The organism is Halomonas sp. KX33721 (assembly GCF_001596805.1).
GTDB lineage: Bacteria > Pseudomonadota > Gammaproteobacteria > Pseudomonadales > Halomonadaceae > Vreelandella > Vreelandella aquamarina.
On the sequence record NZ_LVIA01000028.1, the window covers coordinates 40519 to 56265 of the forward strand.

Below are 15747 nucleotides of genomic sequence, written 5' to 3' on the forward strand. Positions count from 1 at the left end.
CCTGCGGGCTTAGTGGTGATCTCGCGTCAGTAAACGCACGCTTGACACGCCACTGCCATGCTTCTACAAATCGAGCTTAATACGCCATAAAGGAACTTTCGACTTGAGCGACGACTTCCCTCTGGGGTTACTGTTCGGCCTGCTAGCCTTACTCATCCTGCTGTCTGCCTTCTTCTCTAGTTCTGAAACGGGCATGATGTCGATCAACCGCTATCGACTTAGCCACCAAGCCAACAGCGGCGACCGTAGCGCCAAGCGCGTGATGCGCTTGCTCACCCGCCCTGATCGACTCATTGGCGTTATTCTGATTGGCAATAACTTCGTCAATAACTTGGCAGCCTCCATTGCCACGATTATTGCCATCCACTTTTTTGGCGATGTGTCCGGCCCGGCTATTTCCACCGCGTTGCTCACCATCACTATTCTGATTTTCGCGGAAGTTACACCCAAAACCTACGCGGCCATCAAGCCTGAGCGCATTGCTTACCCCACCTCCTACGCCCTGGAGCCGCTGCTAAAGCTACTCTACCCCTTGGTATGGCTGGTCAATGTGATGTCGAACGGTCTGCTAAGGCTGATTGGCGTGAAAAGCGTGGATAGTGGCGGCGATAGCCTAACTCGTGACGAGCTGCGCACTGTGGTGCATGAAGCGGGCACCCTGATCCCTTACCGCCACCGGGCCATGCTGCTGTCGATTCTGGATCTTGAAAACGTGACGGTGAACGACATCATGGTGCCCCGCCACGAAGTGTTGGGCATCGACCTGGACGACTCGCTGGAAGATATTCTGACCCAGATCCGCACCAGCCAGCACACACGCCTGCCGGTCTATAAGGGCGATATCAACAACATTATTGGCATGCTGCACCTGCGCAACGCGGCGCGCTTTTTATCCCGCAGCGAAGTCACTAAAGCGGCGATTGTTCAAGAGGCACGCGAGCCCTACTTCATTCCCGAATCCACACCGCTGCATACCCAGCTGCTGAATTTTCAAAAGCAGAAGCGGCGGATCGGCATCGTGGTGGATGAGTACGGCGATGTAGAGGGGCTGGTGACACTTGAGGATATTCTCGAAGAGATCGTCGGCGAGTTCACCACCGACGTTTCCGAAGATGACGAGATTCACCAGCAGGATGATGGTAGCCATGTCATTGAAGGCACGGCTAACATTCGTGAGATCAATAAGATGCTGGGGTGGCAACTGCCGACCGACGGCCCAAAGACGTTAAACGGGTTAATTCTTGAGCACTTAGAAGCTTTCCCAGAAGGTCCAGCCTGCCTGCAGATCGGCAACACACGGATGGAGATTCTGGAAATTCGCGATAACCTGATCACCTCAGCGCGCTGCTGGCAAAAGCTGCGCTTGCCCCGCCGCTAATCCTGCTGTCGCGGCTGGCAACGGGCGATCTCGCTATCGCCCGCGGCCTTCAATGCCCTAACCCGCTGCTCCAAGAAGCGCCTTAACGCCACACCCTCGACTTCATGCACTAAAATGGGCGGACCAAAGTGCAGGCTCACTGGCGCTCTAAACCGCGAAGGCCACTTCTTTAGTGCTTTGCCGCCGTAGTGGGAGGTCCACGACCCCCAGAGCCCCGCCAAGCCTGCCGGAATTACTGGCACGCTGTCTCGGGCGAGAATGGTTTCGAGCCCACGGCGAAAGGTATGAATGTCGCCATCTGGGGTTAAGCGCCCTTCCGGAAACACCATCACGACATCGCCCTCACGCAGCGCCTTGCTCACTTCATCCAGGGTGCGCCGCAGCGCTCCCGGGCTATGGCGTTCCGATTCGACCGGAATCGCTCCGACCAGTTGAAACCACCACTTCAGCCAGCGGGATTCGAAGATGGGCTGATCCATCACAAACCGTAGCGACCTAGGGCTTCCACCGCCCAGCACCAACGCGTCCATAAAGCTAACGTGGTTACAGACGACCAACGCAGCGCCCCGTTTGGGTACGTGCTCTTGGCCATGCACCGACAGCCGGTAGCAAACGCGCATGGCCACGTAGATCACGCGGCGCAGCAAGCAGCGGGTGGTTTTGATTCCCCATGTCACGTCACCGCCTCCCGGTGTCGCAACCCGGCCAGCACGGTGCTCATGAGTTGATCCAATAGTTCATCGACTTTGAGTTGCTGCCCTTGCCAGTAGCCTAGCCGCTCGTTCAAGCCAAGCTGCACCAAGCCGTGAACGCTGCCCCACAAGGTACGGCCAAGGCAGCGTGCTTCCAGGTCATCCAGCGCAGGTTGATACTGCTTTAACGATGTCTCCACCTGGGTAAACAGGGCTTCAATCAGGTCGCTCTGGCGCTGGCCCAACTCCCCTTCCTGGGCGAGCGGGTAGTCAAACAGCAGCTGCCAACGGTAGCAGTCTTGCTCCGCAAACCGCCAATAGGCATCCGCTAAGGCGCGCAACCACGGCTCGGGGTCGTCTTCGGCCAGGCTGGTAATGGTATGCTGCAAACGCGCGAGGGTTTCGACGTTGACATGCTGCAATAAATTATTAAAGCTGCCGTATAGTTTTAGCAGCGTACTGGGCGCACAGCCCACCTCTCTGGCCAGGGCACGTAGTGATAAACCATGGACTGGCTGCTTAGCCAACCACTCATCACAAGCGTGCATGACCTGCGCGTGGAGGGCATCGGGCGCATGCTGTCTAGGACGGGCCATGGCGATCTCTTCAGGTCAACGGCAAACAGGGAAGAATGCCTCATCGCGCTTTAGCGTGAGCAAGGTATACGATAGGATACCTTACATCGAACACTGTTTTCGACACTAAAACGCGACATTTAACGTATTACTACTCCCCCTCGCCATTTTGTACCAGCGCCGCAGGCATCGCGCATTAAGGAGATCGGCATGACGGGACGCCTACACGTACAGCGCCTATCGCTCGCCCGCCTTGCGCCAGACCTGAAGAGCACCGAGCCACTCATTGAGTCGCCCAATCTAGCCCCGCGCCAACCAGTGTCGGCCTTCCGCCTTGAGCAGGGGCGATTAACGCACACGCCACTGTTTTGGGGGCTGACGCCGCCGTGGCTCAAAGTGCTCGACCACGCCCCCCACTGCGCGCGGGCGGAAACACTGAGCAAGCGGGCCATGTTTCACGAGGCCTTTAGCGCCCGGCGCTGCGTAATTCCGGTCAGCGGCTTTTACGTCTGGAAGCCCCAGGCCCGCAGTAAACAGCCGTTTCTGGTCACCCAGGTGAATCGCGCGCCGCTGCTGCTAGGCGCGCTATGGTGCCGTTATCACACCACGTTAACTACGTTTGCCGACTCAACAGCGCTGATCAGTGTGCCCGCCAACGCTTGCTTATCGTCGCTCACCGACCGTCTACCGGTGATCATTCCACCGGAAGCGCTGACGCAATGGTTAGACCCCAGCACTGATTTATCGTCGCTAACACCACTATTGATACCGGCACCGCTGGAACTGTTGGGCGCTTTTCCGGTATCAAAGCATGTTAATAACCCTGCCTACCAGTCACCCTCTTGCGCGCATCCCACAGGGCCGATGCTGCGCTGGACCGTGTCACAGGAGCCGTAATGTTACGACCTACTTACGCTATTCCGCCCCGCCTCAAGGCGCGGCGTGCCGTTCTCGGCCTGACCATCAGCCTGCTCTGGATAGCCGCCCCCAGCGCATGGGCGGAAGAGAGCCCGGTGGCAGATGTGACCATCCCCAAGGTGAGCCCGTTTGATGACCGCGACTACCGCGTTTTAACGCTCGAAAACGGCCTGCAGGCGCTATTAGTGAGCGACCCGGAGGCTGATAAAGCCGCCGCCTCCATGAACGTGCGGGTCGGCAGCGCCCAGGACCCAGACGACCTGCAGGGGCTGGCGCACTTTTTGGAACATATGCTGTTCTTGGGCACCGAACCCTACCCGCAATCGGATGCCTACCAGCAATATATTTCCGACAACGCAGGCTCTCATAACGCCTTCACGGCCCAGCAGGACACCAACTACTTTTTCGATATTGAGCCTTCAGCACTGCCCGGCGCACTAGACCGCTTTAGCGAGTTTTTCCTCTCTCCGCTGTTTAATGCTGACCACTTGGAGAGCGAGCGCAATATCGTTCACTCCGAGTACATGGCGCGTATTCGCGATGAATCACGCCGCGAGAACGATGTGCTAAACCAGTTACTCAACCCTGACAATCCCACTACAGGGTTTGCGGTGGGCAGCCGAGACACGCTGGCCGACCCAGAAGGCGAGGCAACGCTGCGCGAGCGAGTGATCGACTTCTACTACCGCTACTACGATGCCAACGTGATGAACTTGGCGGTGGTAGCCCCCCAACCGCTGGACGAGCTGGAAGCCCTAGTGGTGGAGCGTTTTGCCGATATTCCCGATAATGATTTGAGCGCCCCCACCATTGATGCGCCGCTGATCGACCACGACACGCTGCCGCGCTACGTAGAACGCCAATCGCTGCAGGATCGTCGCCAACTGCGTTTCTATTTCCCGATTCCTGACCCTACCGACGAGTATCGCACCAAGCCAACTCAGCTCATCGCGCATTTACTGGGCGATGAGGGCGACGGCAGCCTACTGGCCGTGCTGCGCGAGGCAGGCTTGGCCGACGGGCTCTCAGCGGGTGTGGGCCGCGGTGATGGCAATGAAGCACTATTTACCGTCTCCATTAGCCTGACGCCCGCAGGTGCCGAACGCCTTGACGACATCGAAGCCACGCTGTTTGCCGCGATCGAGCAGATTCGCGCCGACGGGCTGGCCGAATGGCGCTATGACGAGCAAAAAAGCCTGAGCGAGCAGGCGTTTCGCTTTCAGCAGCACGGCGCTCCTCAGCAAGAGGCCACCCGCCTAGCCATGAGCCTCTCCCGCTACCCGGTCGAGGACGTGCAGTACGCCGCGTACCGGATGGACGGCATGGACAGTGAGCGCCAGCAGCGTTACTTGGACGCGCTGACTCAGGACAACATGCTACGTTTTTACTCTGCCCCGGATGTCGAAAGCGACACCATATCGCCGTGGTTTAACACCCAGTGGAAAGAGCAGCCGCCGACCGCCATCGGTCAGGCGCTGAGCGGCTTAGCCTTGCCAGAACCTAACCCCTTTATTGCCAGCGACCTCACCCTTCAGGGGGGCCAGGATGAGCAGCCTACTGCCTTGATTGAGACGCCTACGTTTACCGCTTGGCACATGCAGGACAGCCGTTTTAATACGCCCAGCGTCGAGTGGCGGGTGAGCTTGCAGCACCCCAGCGCCAGCTACTCGGCGGAAGAAGCGGTACTCACGCGCTTGCTGGCAGGCTGGCTGAACGACAGCCTTAATGAGTCGCTCTACCCCGCTTGGATCGCTGGGCAGTCATTTAGTGCTTACGCCCACGCGCGCGGTATGACGCTGTCGTTTTCCGGCTGGCGCGATGGCCAAACTCCGCTGATCGAGCAAGCCCTTGAACAGCTTCAGCAGGCGGATATCTCTACCGGTGCGTTTGAGCGGGTGCGCTATCAGCTACAGCGGGAGTGGCGTAACGCCCCTCAAGCATCGCTCACCGGCCAGGCAAGCCGCGCACTAGGTGAAGCACTACTGACGCCGCAGTGGTCCACTGCTGAACTACTGGAAGCGAGCCAGCGGCTAGAGAAGCGCCATTTGGAGAATTTCCGTCGGCGCTTCTTGGATGATTTGTACATCGACGCCATGGCGGTGGGCAACCTGAACGCCGAGCAGGCGCAGGAACAGGCTAACCTGATTCGCGGTGCGCTTACGCCACGTTTGACACGCGACGACATTCCTCCGCTGACACCGCTAGAAGTCAGTAGTGAGTCGGAAATACTGCATCCTCACAGCACTCGCGAAGAGTCGCTGGTGCTACGCTATCTGCAGGGGCGCGATACCAGCGTTGAGGAGCAGGCGCGCTTGAGCGTGCTAGCCCAGTGGCTAGACACGCCGTTCTACCAGCAGTTACGCACTGAAGAGCAACTAGGTTATATCGTCAATGCGGGCTATTCACCGATGCTGGAAGCCCCGGGCATTAGTCTGATCGTACAGTCGCCGGATGTGGATAGCAGCACCATTGCCGAGCGCATGGATGCTTTTATGGAAGCCGCAGAAGCGCGTCTTAACACACTAAGCAATGGCGAACTGGCTGCCCACCGTCAAGCGGTTCACGACCGCCTGAACCAACGGGACACTAGCCTGCCAAGCATGACCAACCGCTATTGGCAGGCCACCGCGCTCGATGAGGTGCGCTTTGACCGCCGCGAGCAGTTAGCAGCCCTTGCTTTGGACGTAAGCGTTGAGGAGCTCCAATCGCTATGGCCAGAACTTCTATCACGCCAGCTGGATATTCGCTTCAATCCCGGCGACTCGCCCAGCGACATCGCGACCTACCGTGAAGCGCGCACGCCGTTCGACGCGCGCTAACCCCACCGCCAGCTCAGGCATCAAATGCCTGGGCTGGCATCATGGCCTCAACAAACATCACCAACTCTTCGAGTATCTGGCGCTCTCGGTCTGTTAGCGCTTGCTGATTATAACGCTCGATTTCCCGGGCAAATGCTTTAAGCGTAAAACCCGATAGCGCGGGATCGTTCATGCGCATCCAGCGAAACGCCTCCCACTGCTCGCGCTCCTCGCCCTCTAAGGTGTCGGGGTAGCTGCGGGCGCGAAAGCGAAACAGCATCTCTTCCAGGCGTGGGTCTTGAAAGGCGAAGCGCTGCCCCACTAAGTCCCAGGGGTCCATGGCCAGCACTCGCTCCATCTGCTGACGGTCAGCGGCAGAGAAAAAAACTGCCGGAGTAGAGCATTAAGTCAGGGTCTTGAGGCGACTCTTCGTAGCCGCCACTGAACACCTCGGCCACCTTCTGCGCTACACCGCTAGCCTCACGTAGGGTTTTCCAGTGCCCTCGGCAGGCGGCAATATCGATGCCTAGACGCGCGACAATCGCGCCGTACTCACCTTTCTGCTCGCCCTCAACATCTTTCAACACCTTGGCTGGAAAGATTACCGGGCAGCGGTTGATATGAATGACTTTGAGCGGAATGCGCGCTTCCCCTTCAGAAAGATCCTGCTGGCTGACAAATACCCGTTCACGAATCTGCTCGGCGCTGAGCGACAGTAAATCGCCGGGGTCGACGCTTAAATCGTAAACGATCACCCCGTTGGGGTTCGTGGGGTGCTCCGCCAGCGGCATCACCAGCGCGCTACAGCCTCGGCTGGCAGGATAGCGGCGGGAAATATGCAGCAGCGGCTTGGCACTGGGCAGGTCCAGCTGCTTGGCCACCGCGCGCTTGCCGCGCAGGCCAAGCAGGTAATCGAACAGTTTAGGGTTACGCGCTTTCAACAGCCGCGCCAGCGCGATGGTGGCGCGCACATCTGCCACCGCGTCGTGGGCGCCCTCATGGGCAATGCCATTCGCAGCGGTGAGGTGCTCCAGTTTAAAGCTGGGAGCGCCATCTTCCCGCAGCGGCCACTCAATACCCTCTGGGCGCAGCGCATAGAACGCCCGCACCACGTCGATTAAATCCCATCGGGAGTTGCCGTTTTGCCACTCGCGGGCATAGGGATCAAGCAGGTTGCGATAAAACAGATGGCGGGAGACTTCATCATCAAAACGCAGGCTGTTGTAGCCTGCCACGCAGGTGCCGGGCTCGCTCATGGCGCTCTGCACCTGACGGGCGAACTCGGCTTCGGGAAGCCCACGACGCTGCGCTTTTTGAGGCGTGATGCCGGTAATCAGGCAAGCGGCGGGGTGCGGCAAATAATCATCGGCGGGCTTACAGTACAGCTCGATAGGGTCGCCGATTTCGTTGAGGTCGGCATCGGTGCGTAATGCAGCAAACTGAGCGGGCCGATCGCGACGCGGATCGGCACCAAAGGTCTCATAATCGTGCCAGAGAAAACTGGCAGGGGCGGCATTCGGTGGCGCCATGGATGCAAACTCCCTTGAGCGTGACAGCCCACCCATGCGCCGAGGCATCATTCGCTGGATGGGAACAAAAGCCCAAGCCTAGCACACCCGCGACGCTTCCCGCCGCCCCTCTAAGCGCTCCTTAACGTTTAGCTTTTAGGCAGCGTGACGTTAAGCTCAAGCACCGAACAGTTATCTTCGCTATCCAGCGAAATTTGAATGGCGTCGTCATCCACATGCACATAACGACGGATCACTTCGAGCAGTTCGCGCTCAAGCAGCGGCATGTAGTCAGGCTGACCACGTTGGCTACGCTGATGCGCCACGATGATTTGTAATCGTTCTTTGGCCACCGAGGCGGATTTCTTGCGCTCACGCTTCAAGAACTCCAACAGTTTCATCGACGACTACCCCCAAACATCCTGCTCAGTAGACTTTTACGCTGCATTTCATGGAAGCGCAGCGGCATCTCCTCACCTAGCAGGCGCGAAACGGTATCAGTGTAGGCTTGGCCCGCGTCACTTGAAGCATCGTGAGTGACCGGAACACCCTGGTTAGACGCACGCAACACCGCTTCTGATTCGGGGATCAGGCCGAGCAGATCAATTGCGAGAATCTCACGGATATCGTCCAGGGTCAGCATATCGCCTGACGTCACGCGGGCTGGGTTATAGCGGGTAATCAGCAGGTGCTCTTTCACCGGATCTAAGCTCTGCTCAGCACGCTGGGTTTTCGAGCCTAGCAGCCCCAGAATACGATCAGAGTCACGCACGGAAGAGACTTCCGGGTTAGTCACGACAATCGCCTCGTCGGCGTAGTACATAGCCAGCTGCGCGCCACGCTCAATCCCCGCGGGCGAATCGCATAAAATATAGTCAAAATCACCTTTAAGCTGTTCAAGAACTTTCTCGACGCCCTCTTGGGTTAAGGCGTCTTTATCCCGGGTTTGCGAGGCGGGGAGAATAAACAGATTTTCGACACGTTTATCACGGATCAGCGCCTGGTTTAGCCCGGCCTCTCCTTGAATCACATTGACGAGGTCGTACACCACCCGGCGTTCGCAGCCCATAATCAAATCTAGGTTGCGCAGGCCTACGTCGAAATCAATGACGACCGTCTTTTTGCCACGTAGCGCAAGCCCCGTCGAAATCGCTGCGGCGCTAGTGGTTTTACCGACCCCCCCTTTACCTGAGGTCACAACAATAATTTTGGCCAAGAGTCACTTCCTTCTTGAAGTCGTTCATTGCGAGCACGATTACGTTGCGCTACGCGCATAACGGGAACATCAATGTCATCAAAACAGCACACTGTAACGGATAGCGGCCGTGGCGTCGCTAGGCATGAAGCATTAACCGCCTCTCAGCCAAGCGGCTTACCCCAACGGCTTAATTTCCAGCTGCTCTTTTATGAAATGGACTTCTGCAGCGCGCCCTAAAAGCTGCGAGTCGATATCTTCCAGCCGCTTATAGTTACCCGCTACAGATAAAAGCTCTGCTTCCAGTTCGCGGCAGTAAATGCCCGCCTGGGTATTGCCATGAATACCCGCCAGCGCGCGCCCGCGCAGGGCACCATAAACATGAATACTGCCAGCGGCGAGCACTTCAGCACCGGCATTAACCGCACCGATTACAATCAGGTCGCTACCTGCAGCGCTGACCTGCTGGCCGGAACGCACTGTCCCCCGGTAAAGCCGAGTGGTTACGGAAACGGCAGTAGCGGGTTTAATGTCATCATCTTCTGGCTCGTTCAACGGAGCGACAGTCTCCAACGCTCGTGCGCGCCCCTCTTCAACTGGCGCGAACCAGCCAAGCCCCAGCGCCCATGCCGATTGGCGAATCGGCTCAGCACCACCACGTACGGCCACGGGTAACAGCTTGTGGTCGCGGCATACGGCGCAAATCCGCTCTAACGCAAGGTGGGGCTCATCGAGTTTTTCCACGCTAAGCACAACGGGTGTATGCTGAAAGAAAGCGGGAGATTGCGACAGTTTGCCAGCAAGCTGCCGCCGGATACGCTCCGGGTCAGCGCTCGTTAACTCCATGACGGTCATCGGCAGCATGCCGCCCTTGAAGGTAAAGGCTACGTCGGCGCTGTTGGCGTTGAGGCTCATGGCCGAACTCCATGTCATGTTCAGGTAAGATAAGGGTAGCGCAATCTCGCGCTTTGCGTTGTGAATCGCTGGAAAACCCACAGCGCTACGACAAAGCTAAGCGACAGCGACGAGGACTGCAACCGCCTGCTCATCGATGTCTTATTTTTTTCACGTTACGCACCTCTTAGCAGGATGATCCATGCACGGACTGTTACGACGCCTGTTCGCTCCTCGGTGGCAACACCCCGATCCCGAGGTGCGCCGCAAGGCACTCCATCAGCTTGACCCTCAGCAAACAGAGCAGCGGGAGGCCCTACACACTCTCGCCAACGATAGCGACAGCACTATTCAGTTAGCGGCGCTGCTCGCGCTTGACGATCTCAATGGCCTGCTTGTCGCCTATGAGCAGCACAGCCAGGACGAAGCATGGTTCAACGCCGTTTGCCAGCGGCTCACCGGGGCTGAGGGCCATGTAGACTTGCAGCAACGCCAAGCTCACGTGGAGAGCCTGACCGATCAACGTCTGCTGAATACGATTGCCATGCAGGGCGATAACCTGGGGCTACGTCTCACCGCACTAAAGCAGCTGACGAGTGAAGAAGACTGGGTGCAGCAGGCGTGCCATAACAGCGTCGCGGCGGTACGTCATCAAGCAGCAGAGCGGGTCAACGACGAAGAGAACCTAAAGAGGCTGCTGAAAGAGGCGCGCCGTGACCGCCAGGTGGTTCGCTTCGCTAAAGAGAAACTCACCCAGCTGCGTAACGATGCTGAATGGCTTGCAGAACAGCAGGCCCAACGGGAGCACCTGCTCACCCAGTTAGAGCAGCATGCCCGCGCCCCCTGGGAACCGCTTTACGGTGGCCGCTTCCGCCATTTAGAAAGAGAGTGGCAACACCTCAGTCATCCGCCCAGCGTTAGCCAGGAGCAGCGCTTTCATCAAGCGGTGCTGAGCTGCCGCAAAACGCTCCACGACCATGAAACTCAAGAGCAGGCCCACCAGCAAAGCCTTGCCCGCCGCGCTGAAGCAGAAAACACCCGCGATCAGCTGCTAGAAGGGCTAGAAGAGACGCTAGAGGGGCTCACCCACGCCAACGAGCTGACCGCTCAGGACATTGACAGCCTACGCGCTCAGCGCCAGCTCTTGGGCCAGCGCTGGCAGTCGCTCTCGGACCTTCACCCGCCGAATGAGGCCACCCAGCAGCGCTACAGCCAAGCGCTCAAGCAGTATGAGCAGAGCATGGAAGCCTGGCAGCGTTGGCAAACAGTGAGCCTTGCAGTAGAGCAAGCCTTGGCCAACAGCGATCACGACGGGCTAGCAGAGCACGTCGCCCAGTGCCGCTGGCCAGCGACGCTGACGGCCCCATCGTTGCTCGCTCAGGCGCAAAAGCAGCTTGCCACACAACATGCTCCGCCCCAGCAGCCAGACCTCTCCCTTAATGCGCTTAGCGCTGAGCTGGATAACTTTGAACACCTGTTAGAGCGTGGAGCATTTAAAAGTGCCAGCCGTTTACATCAGCGTTTAAAGCCCGCCATTGAAGCGCTGACAAGCGGCGATGCCAAACCGCTAAAAAGCCGCTTAAAGCACCTGGGTGCGCGGCTTGCCGAACTGCGCGACTGGCGCGGCTTTGTAGCAGGCCCTAAACGTGAGCAGCTCTGCGCCAGCATTGAGGCATTGGCAGACGATCCGCATATGGCGGAGTCTGCGCTTGACCGGCACCACCGCCAACTGGTGAAAGAGTGGAAAGCACTCGGCGATGCGGCGGCCAACAGAGAGCAATCGGCCCGCTTTCGGGCGGCCTCTGGCCGGATCCATGAGCGCCTAGCGCCCTGGCGTGCACAGCTTGACCAGGAACGAGAGGCCAACCTGCACGGCCGCGAAGCGCTGTGCGAGCAGCTGGAAACGCTGCTTGCTCAACCCGCTGAAGATGCCGACCCCGATATGCTGCGGGAGATTCGTGATAAAGCGCGCCACCAATGGCGTCACTACTCTCCGGTGCCCCGGGAGCGCTCCGAGGCCATTGGCCGCCGTTTTGGGGCAATCCGTCACCGCCTGCAGGCGCTCATTGACCAGCGTGCTGAGCAGATCGCCGCACAAAAGCGTGAGCTGATTGAGCAAGTGCAAGCACTGCAAAACGATAGTGAACAGCCACTGGCAACGCGCATTACGCGCACCAAGCAGCTACAGCAGCAATGGCGCTCGTTAGGCCGCGCGCCCAAAGGGGAGGAGCAAGCACTATGGAAGACCTTCCGCAGCGCCTGCGACCAGCTGTTTGCTCAGCGCGACGCGCATAAGCACGAACAAGCCAACCGCCAGCAGCAAACGCTTGACCAACTGCAGGCCATTATTGATGAAATGGATGGCTGGCAACCTACCCAGGCAGATGAATCGGAGCGGCTAGATACCTACCTTGCCAGTATCAGCCAGCTAGAGCCTATGCCCCGCAATCGCCGTAGCGAAGGGATGCAGCGCCGCCTCAGCGGCATTGTGCGAGCCAAACGAGAGCGTTTAAGCCGCCTAGAAATTGTTGGCAAGGTGCAGCAGTGGCATGCGTTACTACCGCTAGTGAATGCGCACTTACATGCTGACCAGCAAGCGCTCAATGGTGAGGGCGCACAGGCAGTGGAGGCTACCAGCGAGATACCCATTGAGCTAACAGAGGCCTTCAGCGAAGCACACCAGCAGCGTAATCACGCTCGCCTCTCTACCCCACTGCCACTTTCAAGTGAGCAACAGAGTGCGTTAGAAGAGCAGTTGGCACGCCTAAGAGTCCATCTTTCATTGCTCGCCTTAGGCAGCGTCAAACAGCGTGATGAACCACTGCGACTCGCCATTCAAGTTGAGCGCTTAAACAGCGGCATTCATACTGAGCGCAGTAAAGCGGATGAGCTGGACGAGGTACTGGTGGCGCTGTTGGCGCTAGGGCCGATGCCTCACAACTTATGGCTGCAAGAAGTCAATGAGCTGGATAACCTACTGAGCCGTTTGGCCCGCCCGCCCCAACCATAACTCGCTTACACATAGCCCTAGCACACAAAGCAAACGGGAGGCGCATCGCCCCCCGTTTTTCGCTTTCTTTCTTGTGAAAAGATCGCTGGTGCTTAATGGTAGGGCTTAGCCCATAAACTGGCCGCCGTTAATATCGATGTTGGCACCTGTGATAAAGCCGGACTCTTTGTCGGCCAGGAACGTCACCAAACGACCAATCTCTTCTGGGGTGCCGTAGCGCTTTACCGGAATCGTCTCGCGAATCGCTTCACGAACCTGCTCCGGAATTTTCATAATCATGTCGGTGGCGATATAGCCGGGGGAGACGGTATTCACGGTAATACCCTTCGTGGCCGTTTCCTGCGCCAACGACATGGTTAACCCGTGCATTCCCGCTTTGGCCGCTGCGTAGTTCACCTGACCAAACTGGCCTTTACGACCGTTGATGGATGAGATGTTAATAATGCGCCCATAGCCATTCTCCAGCATTCCCTCAATGACGCTACGGCAAGTATTGAAGACGCTATTAAGGTTAGTATCAATCACTTGATACCACTGCTCATAGGACATCTTTTTCATGGTGCCATCGCGGGTAATGCCTGCGCAGTTGACCAGCACGCTGATCGGCCCATGTTTTTCATGGATTTCGCGGGCACCTTCGAGACAGGCGTTATGGTCGGACAAATCAACACCCGATAATGCGATATTGTTATAGCCGTCGGCTTGCTGGGTTTCCAGCCAGATTTTGGCTTTGTCGGGATTATGGTACCCCGCCACCACCAGATAACCCGCATCTGCCAACGAACGACAAATTGCCGTTCCGATTCCACCAGTTCCACCAGTTACCCAGGCGACGGGGGCTTGATTGGCCATTGACTACCTCCCTGATAAGACAAATGGCTTGGACTTTAATCACTGTTATGGCGTCGCAAGCCACTCTGAATAAGCGCATTCGCGCTTCTTTCACTCACAGCACGCCGCTTGTTCTATTGGGCGACACACCGACAGTAAGCTTTTTGTTATGCTGATTGAAAGCATAGCTTTACTCCCTCAATGTTGCAGCACGATGAAGATGACTGCCAGCAAGAAAGCTTATATGAGGGGTTGACTTAGCGTCAAAAATGCGTAGAATACGCCACACGTTGATGCGGGGTGGAGCAGTCTGGTAGCTCGTCGGGCTCATAACCCGAAGGTCATCGGTTCAAATCCGGTCCCCGCTACCAATATTTTGAAAGGCAGATCAGTTACTTACTGGTCTGCCTTTTTTGTTGCCTGTCTTTTCAAATTCCTCTGTGCCCACATTGTGCCCACACCGTGCCCAATATTTTCATTGCCTCTGAAGATCAAAAATTTGCATGACCTTCAGGCACCTGACGGCAAATTCCTACCTCACAATTAATTTCCACACTACGTTCTTAGTCGGCCAAAGGCGCAGACTCATCATTAGCCTCCTTAACATGAGTTACCAGTTGCTCAATCTCACAATCGAAGTAGTAACAAAGCTTGTCGAGATTATCAGTCACTGTGCTATGGCCTGGATGATTGATAATTTTCGATAACGTCATTCGATTGATACCTGTTTCTTTTGCTATCTCGCCAATCGTAATCCTGCGCCGTTCTTCAAATTCTTTCTCAGCGATCAGCTCTTTTAAGTGATACCGAATCATCTCTTTGTCCAATATGATCATAAAAATTATCAAAAAGGTGTTGAAATAATCATTTGATCGTTTATATTTATAATCGAACGATTAAATATATTATCAAATGATCACTTGCGCGAGGAGATAGTCTCATGGACTGCACTTTTTTGACAACGGAAGAGCTCGCATCGCGAATCAAATATGATGCACGCACTATCCGCCAGCAACTTAAAGACAGTGTGCTCATTGAAGGCACTCATTACATCCGCCCCTTTGGACGTCGGAAAATCCTTTATATCTGGGAAACTATTCAGGAAGAAATGCTGAAAGCGACCCCTCGTGAGCAAGCAATCGCCATTCCAATGGCGAACGGAGGCGTATGCCATGGGTAAGGTTCGCGTCCGCCAAGAGAGCAAAAAGCTTTTTATCGACTTCAGGTATGACGGGCAACGTTTTCGTGAACAAACGCTTCTAGACGACAACGCAAAAAATCGTAAGCAGTTGGAACAGCTTTTACAGCGCATGGAAGCAAAAATGCTGCTCGGCGAATTCAATTATGCAGAGTTCTTTCCTAATAGCAGCAACTTGCAGAAATTGAAGCCCCATCAGCCTACCAATACAGCTGAGCCTCAAGTTGTCAGCGATTCAGACACACCATTCTTCAACAGTTTCTCTGATCAGTGGTTCGACGAAAGCAAAATCCAATGGCGCGCCGAGTTAAGCTCAGTTCTTGTGTATGGAGGGCAGTAGAGAGGGTGGCGTATCCTGTTGATTGATCTCGCCAGATCACAACCAACATAGGACGGATACGCCATGAGCAATTCTACTCTCCAAGCCGTGACGCAGCCAGACACCGGCGCTACTGATCCGTTGCATGAGCTGCTGCGCAAAGGGGCCCGAGACCTGATCGCCAAGGCCGTGGAGGCCGAGTTGAGCACGTTTCTGGAGCAATATGCCGACAAGACGCTGGAAGACGGCCGCCGTGTCGTCGTCCGCAACGGCTACCTGCCGGAGCGCACCGTGCAAACCGGTATCGGCGACGTCGAGATCAAGGTGCCCCGCGTCCGTGACCGCAGTGGCGACGGGGTGACCTTCAGCAGCGCGCTGTTGCCGCCCTACCTGAAGCGGGCCCGCAGCATCGAGGAGCTGATCCCCTGGCT

At 56.8% G+C, this 15747-nt stretch carries 14 protein-coding genes, 1 tRNA gene and 1 pseudogene; 8 read left to right on the forward strand and 8 right to left on the reverse strand.

Features of this window, described 5'->3' with window-relative positions; all coding sequences use genetic code 11:
- Positions 1-103: 103 nt before the first annotated feature.
- Positions 104-1378 (forward strand): HlyC/CorC family transporter, encoded by a 1275-nt coding sequence (locus A3220_RS11295; protein WP_062359483.1) that lies wholly within the window; start codon positions 104-106, stop codon positions 1376-1378.
- Here the strand turns inward: A3220_RS11295 and A3220_RS11300 are convergent.
- Positions 1375-2055 (reverse strand): 1-acyl-sn-glycerol-3-phosphate acyltransferase, encoded by a 681-nt coding sequence (locus A3220_RS11300; RefSeq protein ID WP_062374899.1) that lies wholly within the window; start codon positions 2053-2055, stop codon positions 1375-1377. The two genes, A3220_RS11295 and A3220_RS11300, sit on opposite strands and share 4 nt — an antisense overlap.
- Positions 2052-2666: a TetR-like C-terminal domain-containing protein gene (locus tag A3220_RS11305; protein WP_044629626.1), complete on the reverse strand. Its 615-nt coding sequence runs from the start codon at positions 2664-2666 to the stop codon at positions 2052-2054. Before A3220_RS11305 ends, A3220_RS11300 begins: the two co-directional genes overlap by 4 nt.
- A 189-nt stretch (positions 2667-2855) precedes the next feature.
- On the opposite strand from A3220_RS11305, the gene A3220_RS11310 reads away from it, so the two are divergent.
- Together A3220_RS11310 and A3220_RS11315 are read left to right on the forward strand one after the other, a co-directional pair.
- A complete protein-coding gene (locus tag A3220_RS11310) occupies positions 2856-3542 on the forward strand; it encodes an SOS response-associated peptidase (protein ID WP_044629627.1) in 687 nt (228 codons plus the stop codon).
- Positions 3542-6382 (forward strand): insulinase family protein, encoded by a 2841-nt coding sequence (locus A3220_RS11315; protein WP_062374901.1) that lies wholly within the window; start codon positions 3542-3544, stop codon positions 6380-6382. The genes A3220_RS11310 and A3220_RS11315 overlap by 1 nt, the downstream gene beginning before the upstream one ends.
- Positions 6383-6395: 13 nt before the next feature.
- Here the strand turns inward: A3220_RS11315 and sbcB are convergent.
- The 4 genes and pseudogenes from sbcB to minC form a co-directional block, all read right to left on the reverse strand.
- Positions 6396-7890 (reverse strand): annotated as a pseudogene (gene sbcB, locus A3220_RS11320) (exodeoxyribonuclease I).
- 128 nt (positions 7891-8018) lie between these two features.
- On the reverse strand, positions 8019-8270 hold the full coding sequence (gene minE, locus A3220_RS11325; RefSeq protein WP_016915987.1) for a cell division topological specificity factor MinE: 252 nt from the start codon (positions 8268-8270) through the stop codon (positions 8019-8021).
- On the reverse strand, positions 8267-9085 hold the full coding sequence (gene minD / locus A3220_RS11330) for a septum site-determining protein MinD (protein WP_062359492.1): 819 nt from the start codon (positions 9083-9085) through the stop codon (positions 8267-8269). Before minD ends, minE begins: the two co-directional genes overlap by 4 nt.
- Before the next feature lie 156 nt (positions 9086-9241).
- Positions 9242-9979, reverse strand: a complete 738-nt coding sequence (gene minC, locus A3220_RS11335; RefSeq protein ID WP_054640813.1) for a septum site-determining protein MinC — start codon at positions 9977-9979, stop codon at positions 9242-9244.
- A gap of 181 nt (positions 9980-10160) precedes the next feature.
- On the opposite strand from minC, the gene A3220_RS11340 reads away from it, so the two are divergent.
- Complete coding sequence (locus A3220_RS11340) at positions 10161-12968, forward strand: DUF349 domain-containing protein (RefSeq protein ID WP_062374904.1); 2808 nt, start codon at positions 10161-10163, stop codon at positions 12966-12968.
- Positions 12969-13073: 105 nt separating this feature from the next.
- On the opposite strand, the gene phbB is transcribed toward A3220_RS11340, so the two are convergent.
- Entirely contained in the window at positions 13074-13820 is a 747-nt protein-coding gene (gene phbB / locus A3220_RS11345; RefSeq protein ID WP_062359496.1) for an acetoacetyl-CoA reductase, read from the reverse strand.
- Positions 13821-14093: 273 nt separating this feature from the next.
- On the opposite strand from phbB, the gene A3220_RS11350 reads away from it, so the two are divergent.
- Positions 14094-14170, forward strand: a tRNA-Met gene (locus A3220_RS11350).
- A gap of 192 nt (positions 14171-14362) precedes the next feature.
- On the opposite strand, the gene A3220_RS11355 is transcribed toward A3220_RS11350, so the two are convergent.
- Positions 14363-14635 (reverse strand): helix-turn-helix transcriptional regulator, encoded by a 273-nt coding sequence (locus tag A3220_RS11355; RefSeq protein WP_252860460.1) that lies wholly within the window; start codon positions 14633-14635, stop codon positions 14363-14365.
- Between the two features lie 104 nt (positions 14636-14739).
- Here A3220_RS11355 and A3220_RS11360 point away from each other — a divergent pair, with 104 nt between their 5' ends.
- From A3220_RS11360 to A3220_RS11370, 3 genes are all read left to right on the forward strand, one after another.
- Positions 14740-14979, forward strand: a complete 240-nt coding sequence (locus A3220_RS11360) for a hypothetical protein (protein WP_062374905.1) — start codon at positions 14740-14742, stop codon at positions 14977-14979.
- On the forward strand, positions 14972-15337 hold the full coding sequence (locus A3220_RS11365; RefSeq protein ID WP_062374907.1) for a DUF3596 domain-containing protein: 366 nt from the start codon (positions 14972-14974) through the stop codon (positions 15335-15337). Before A3220_RS11360 ends, A3220_RS11365 begins: the two co-directional genes overlap by 8 nt.
- A 63-nt stretch (positions 15338-15400) precedes the next feature.
- The coding region (locus tag A3220_RS11370; RefSeq protein ID WP_174524467.1) for a transposase at positions 15401-15747 on the forward strand (347 nt) is incomplete at its 3' end.

Bases quoted from the DNA above. Each gene is read 5' to 3' on its own strand.
- A3220_RS11305 (WP_044629626.1), bottom strand. From the start codon at position 2,666: ATGGCCCGTCCTAGACAGCATGCGCCCGATGCCCTCCACGCGCAGGTC.
- A3220_RS11310 (WP_044629627.1), top strand. From the start codon at position 2,856: ATGACGGGACGCCTACACGTACAGCGCCTATCGCTCGCCCGCCTTGCG.
- A3220_RS11365 (WP_062374907.1), top strand. From the start codon at position 14,972: ATGGGTAAGGTTCGCGTCCGCCAAGAGAGCAAAAAGCTTTTTATCGAC.
- A3220_RS11340 (WP_062374904.1), top strand. From the start codon at position 10,161: ATGCACGGACTGTTACGACGCCTGTTCGCTCCTCGGTGGCAACACCCC.
- phbB (WP_062359496.1), bottom strand. From the start codon at position 13,820: ATGGCCAATCAAGCCCCCGTCGCCTGGGTAACTGGTGGAACTGGTGGA.
- minE (WP_016915987.1), bottom strand. From the start codon at position 8,270: ATGAAACTGTTGGAGTTCTTGAAGCGTGAGCGCAAGAAATCCGCCTCG.
- A3220_RS11355 (WP_252860460.1), bottom strand. From the start codon at position 14,635: ATGATCATATTGGACAAAGAGATGATTCGGTATCACTTAAAAGAGCTG.
- minC (WP_054640813.1), bottom strand. From the start codon at position 9,979: ATGAGCCTCAACGCCAACAGCGCCGACGTAGCCTTTACCTTCAAGGGC.
- A3220_RS11315 (WP_062374901.1), top strand. From the start codon at position 3,542: ATGTTACGACCTACTTACGCTATTCCGCCCCGCCTCAAGGCGCGGCGT.
- A3220_RS11360 (WP_062374905.1), top strand. From the start codon at position 14,740: ATGGACTGCACTTTTTTGACAACGGAAGAGCTCGCATCGCGAATCAAA.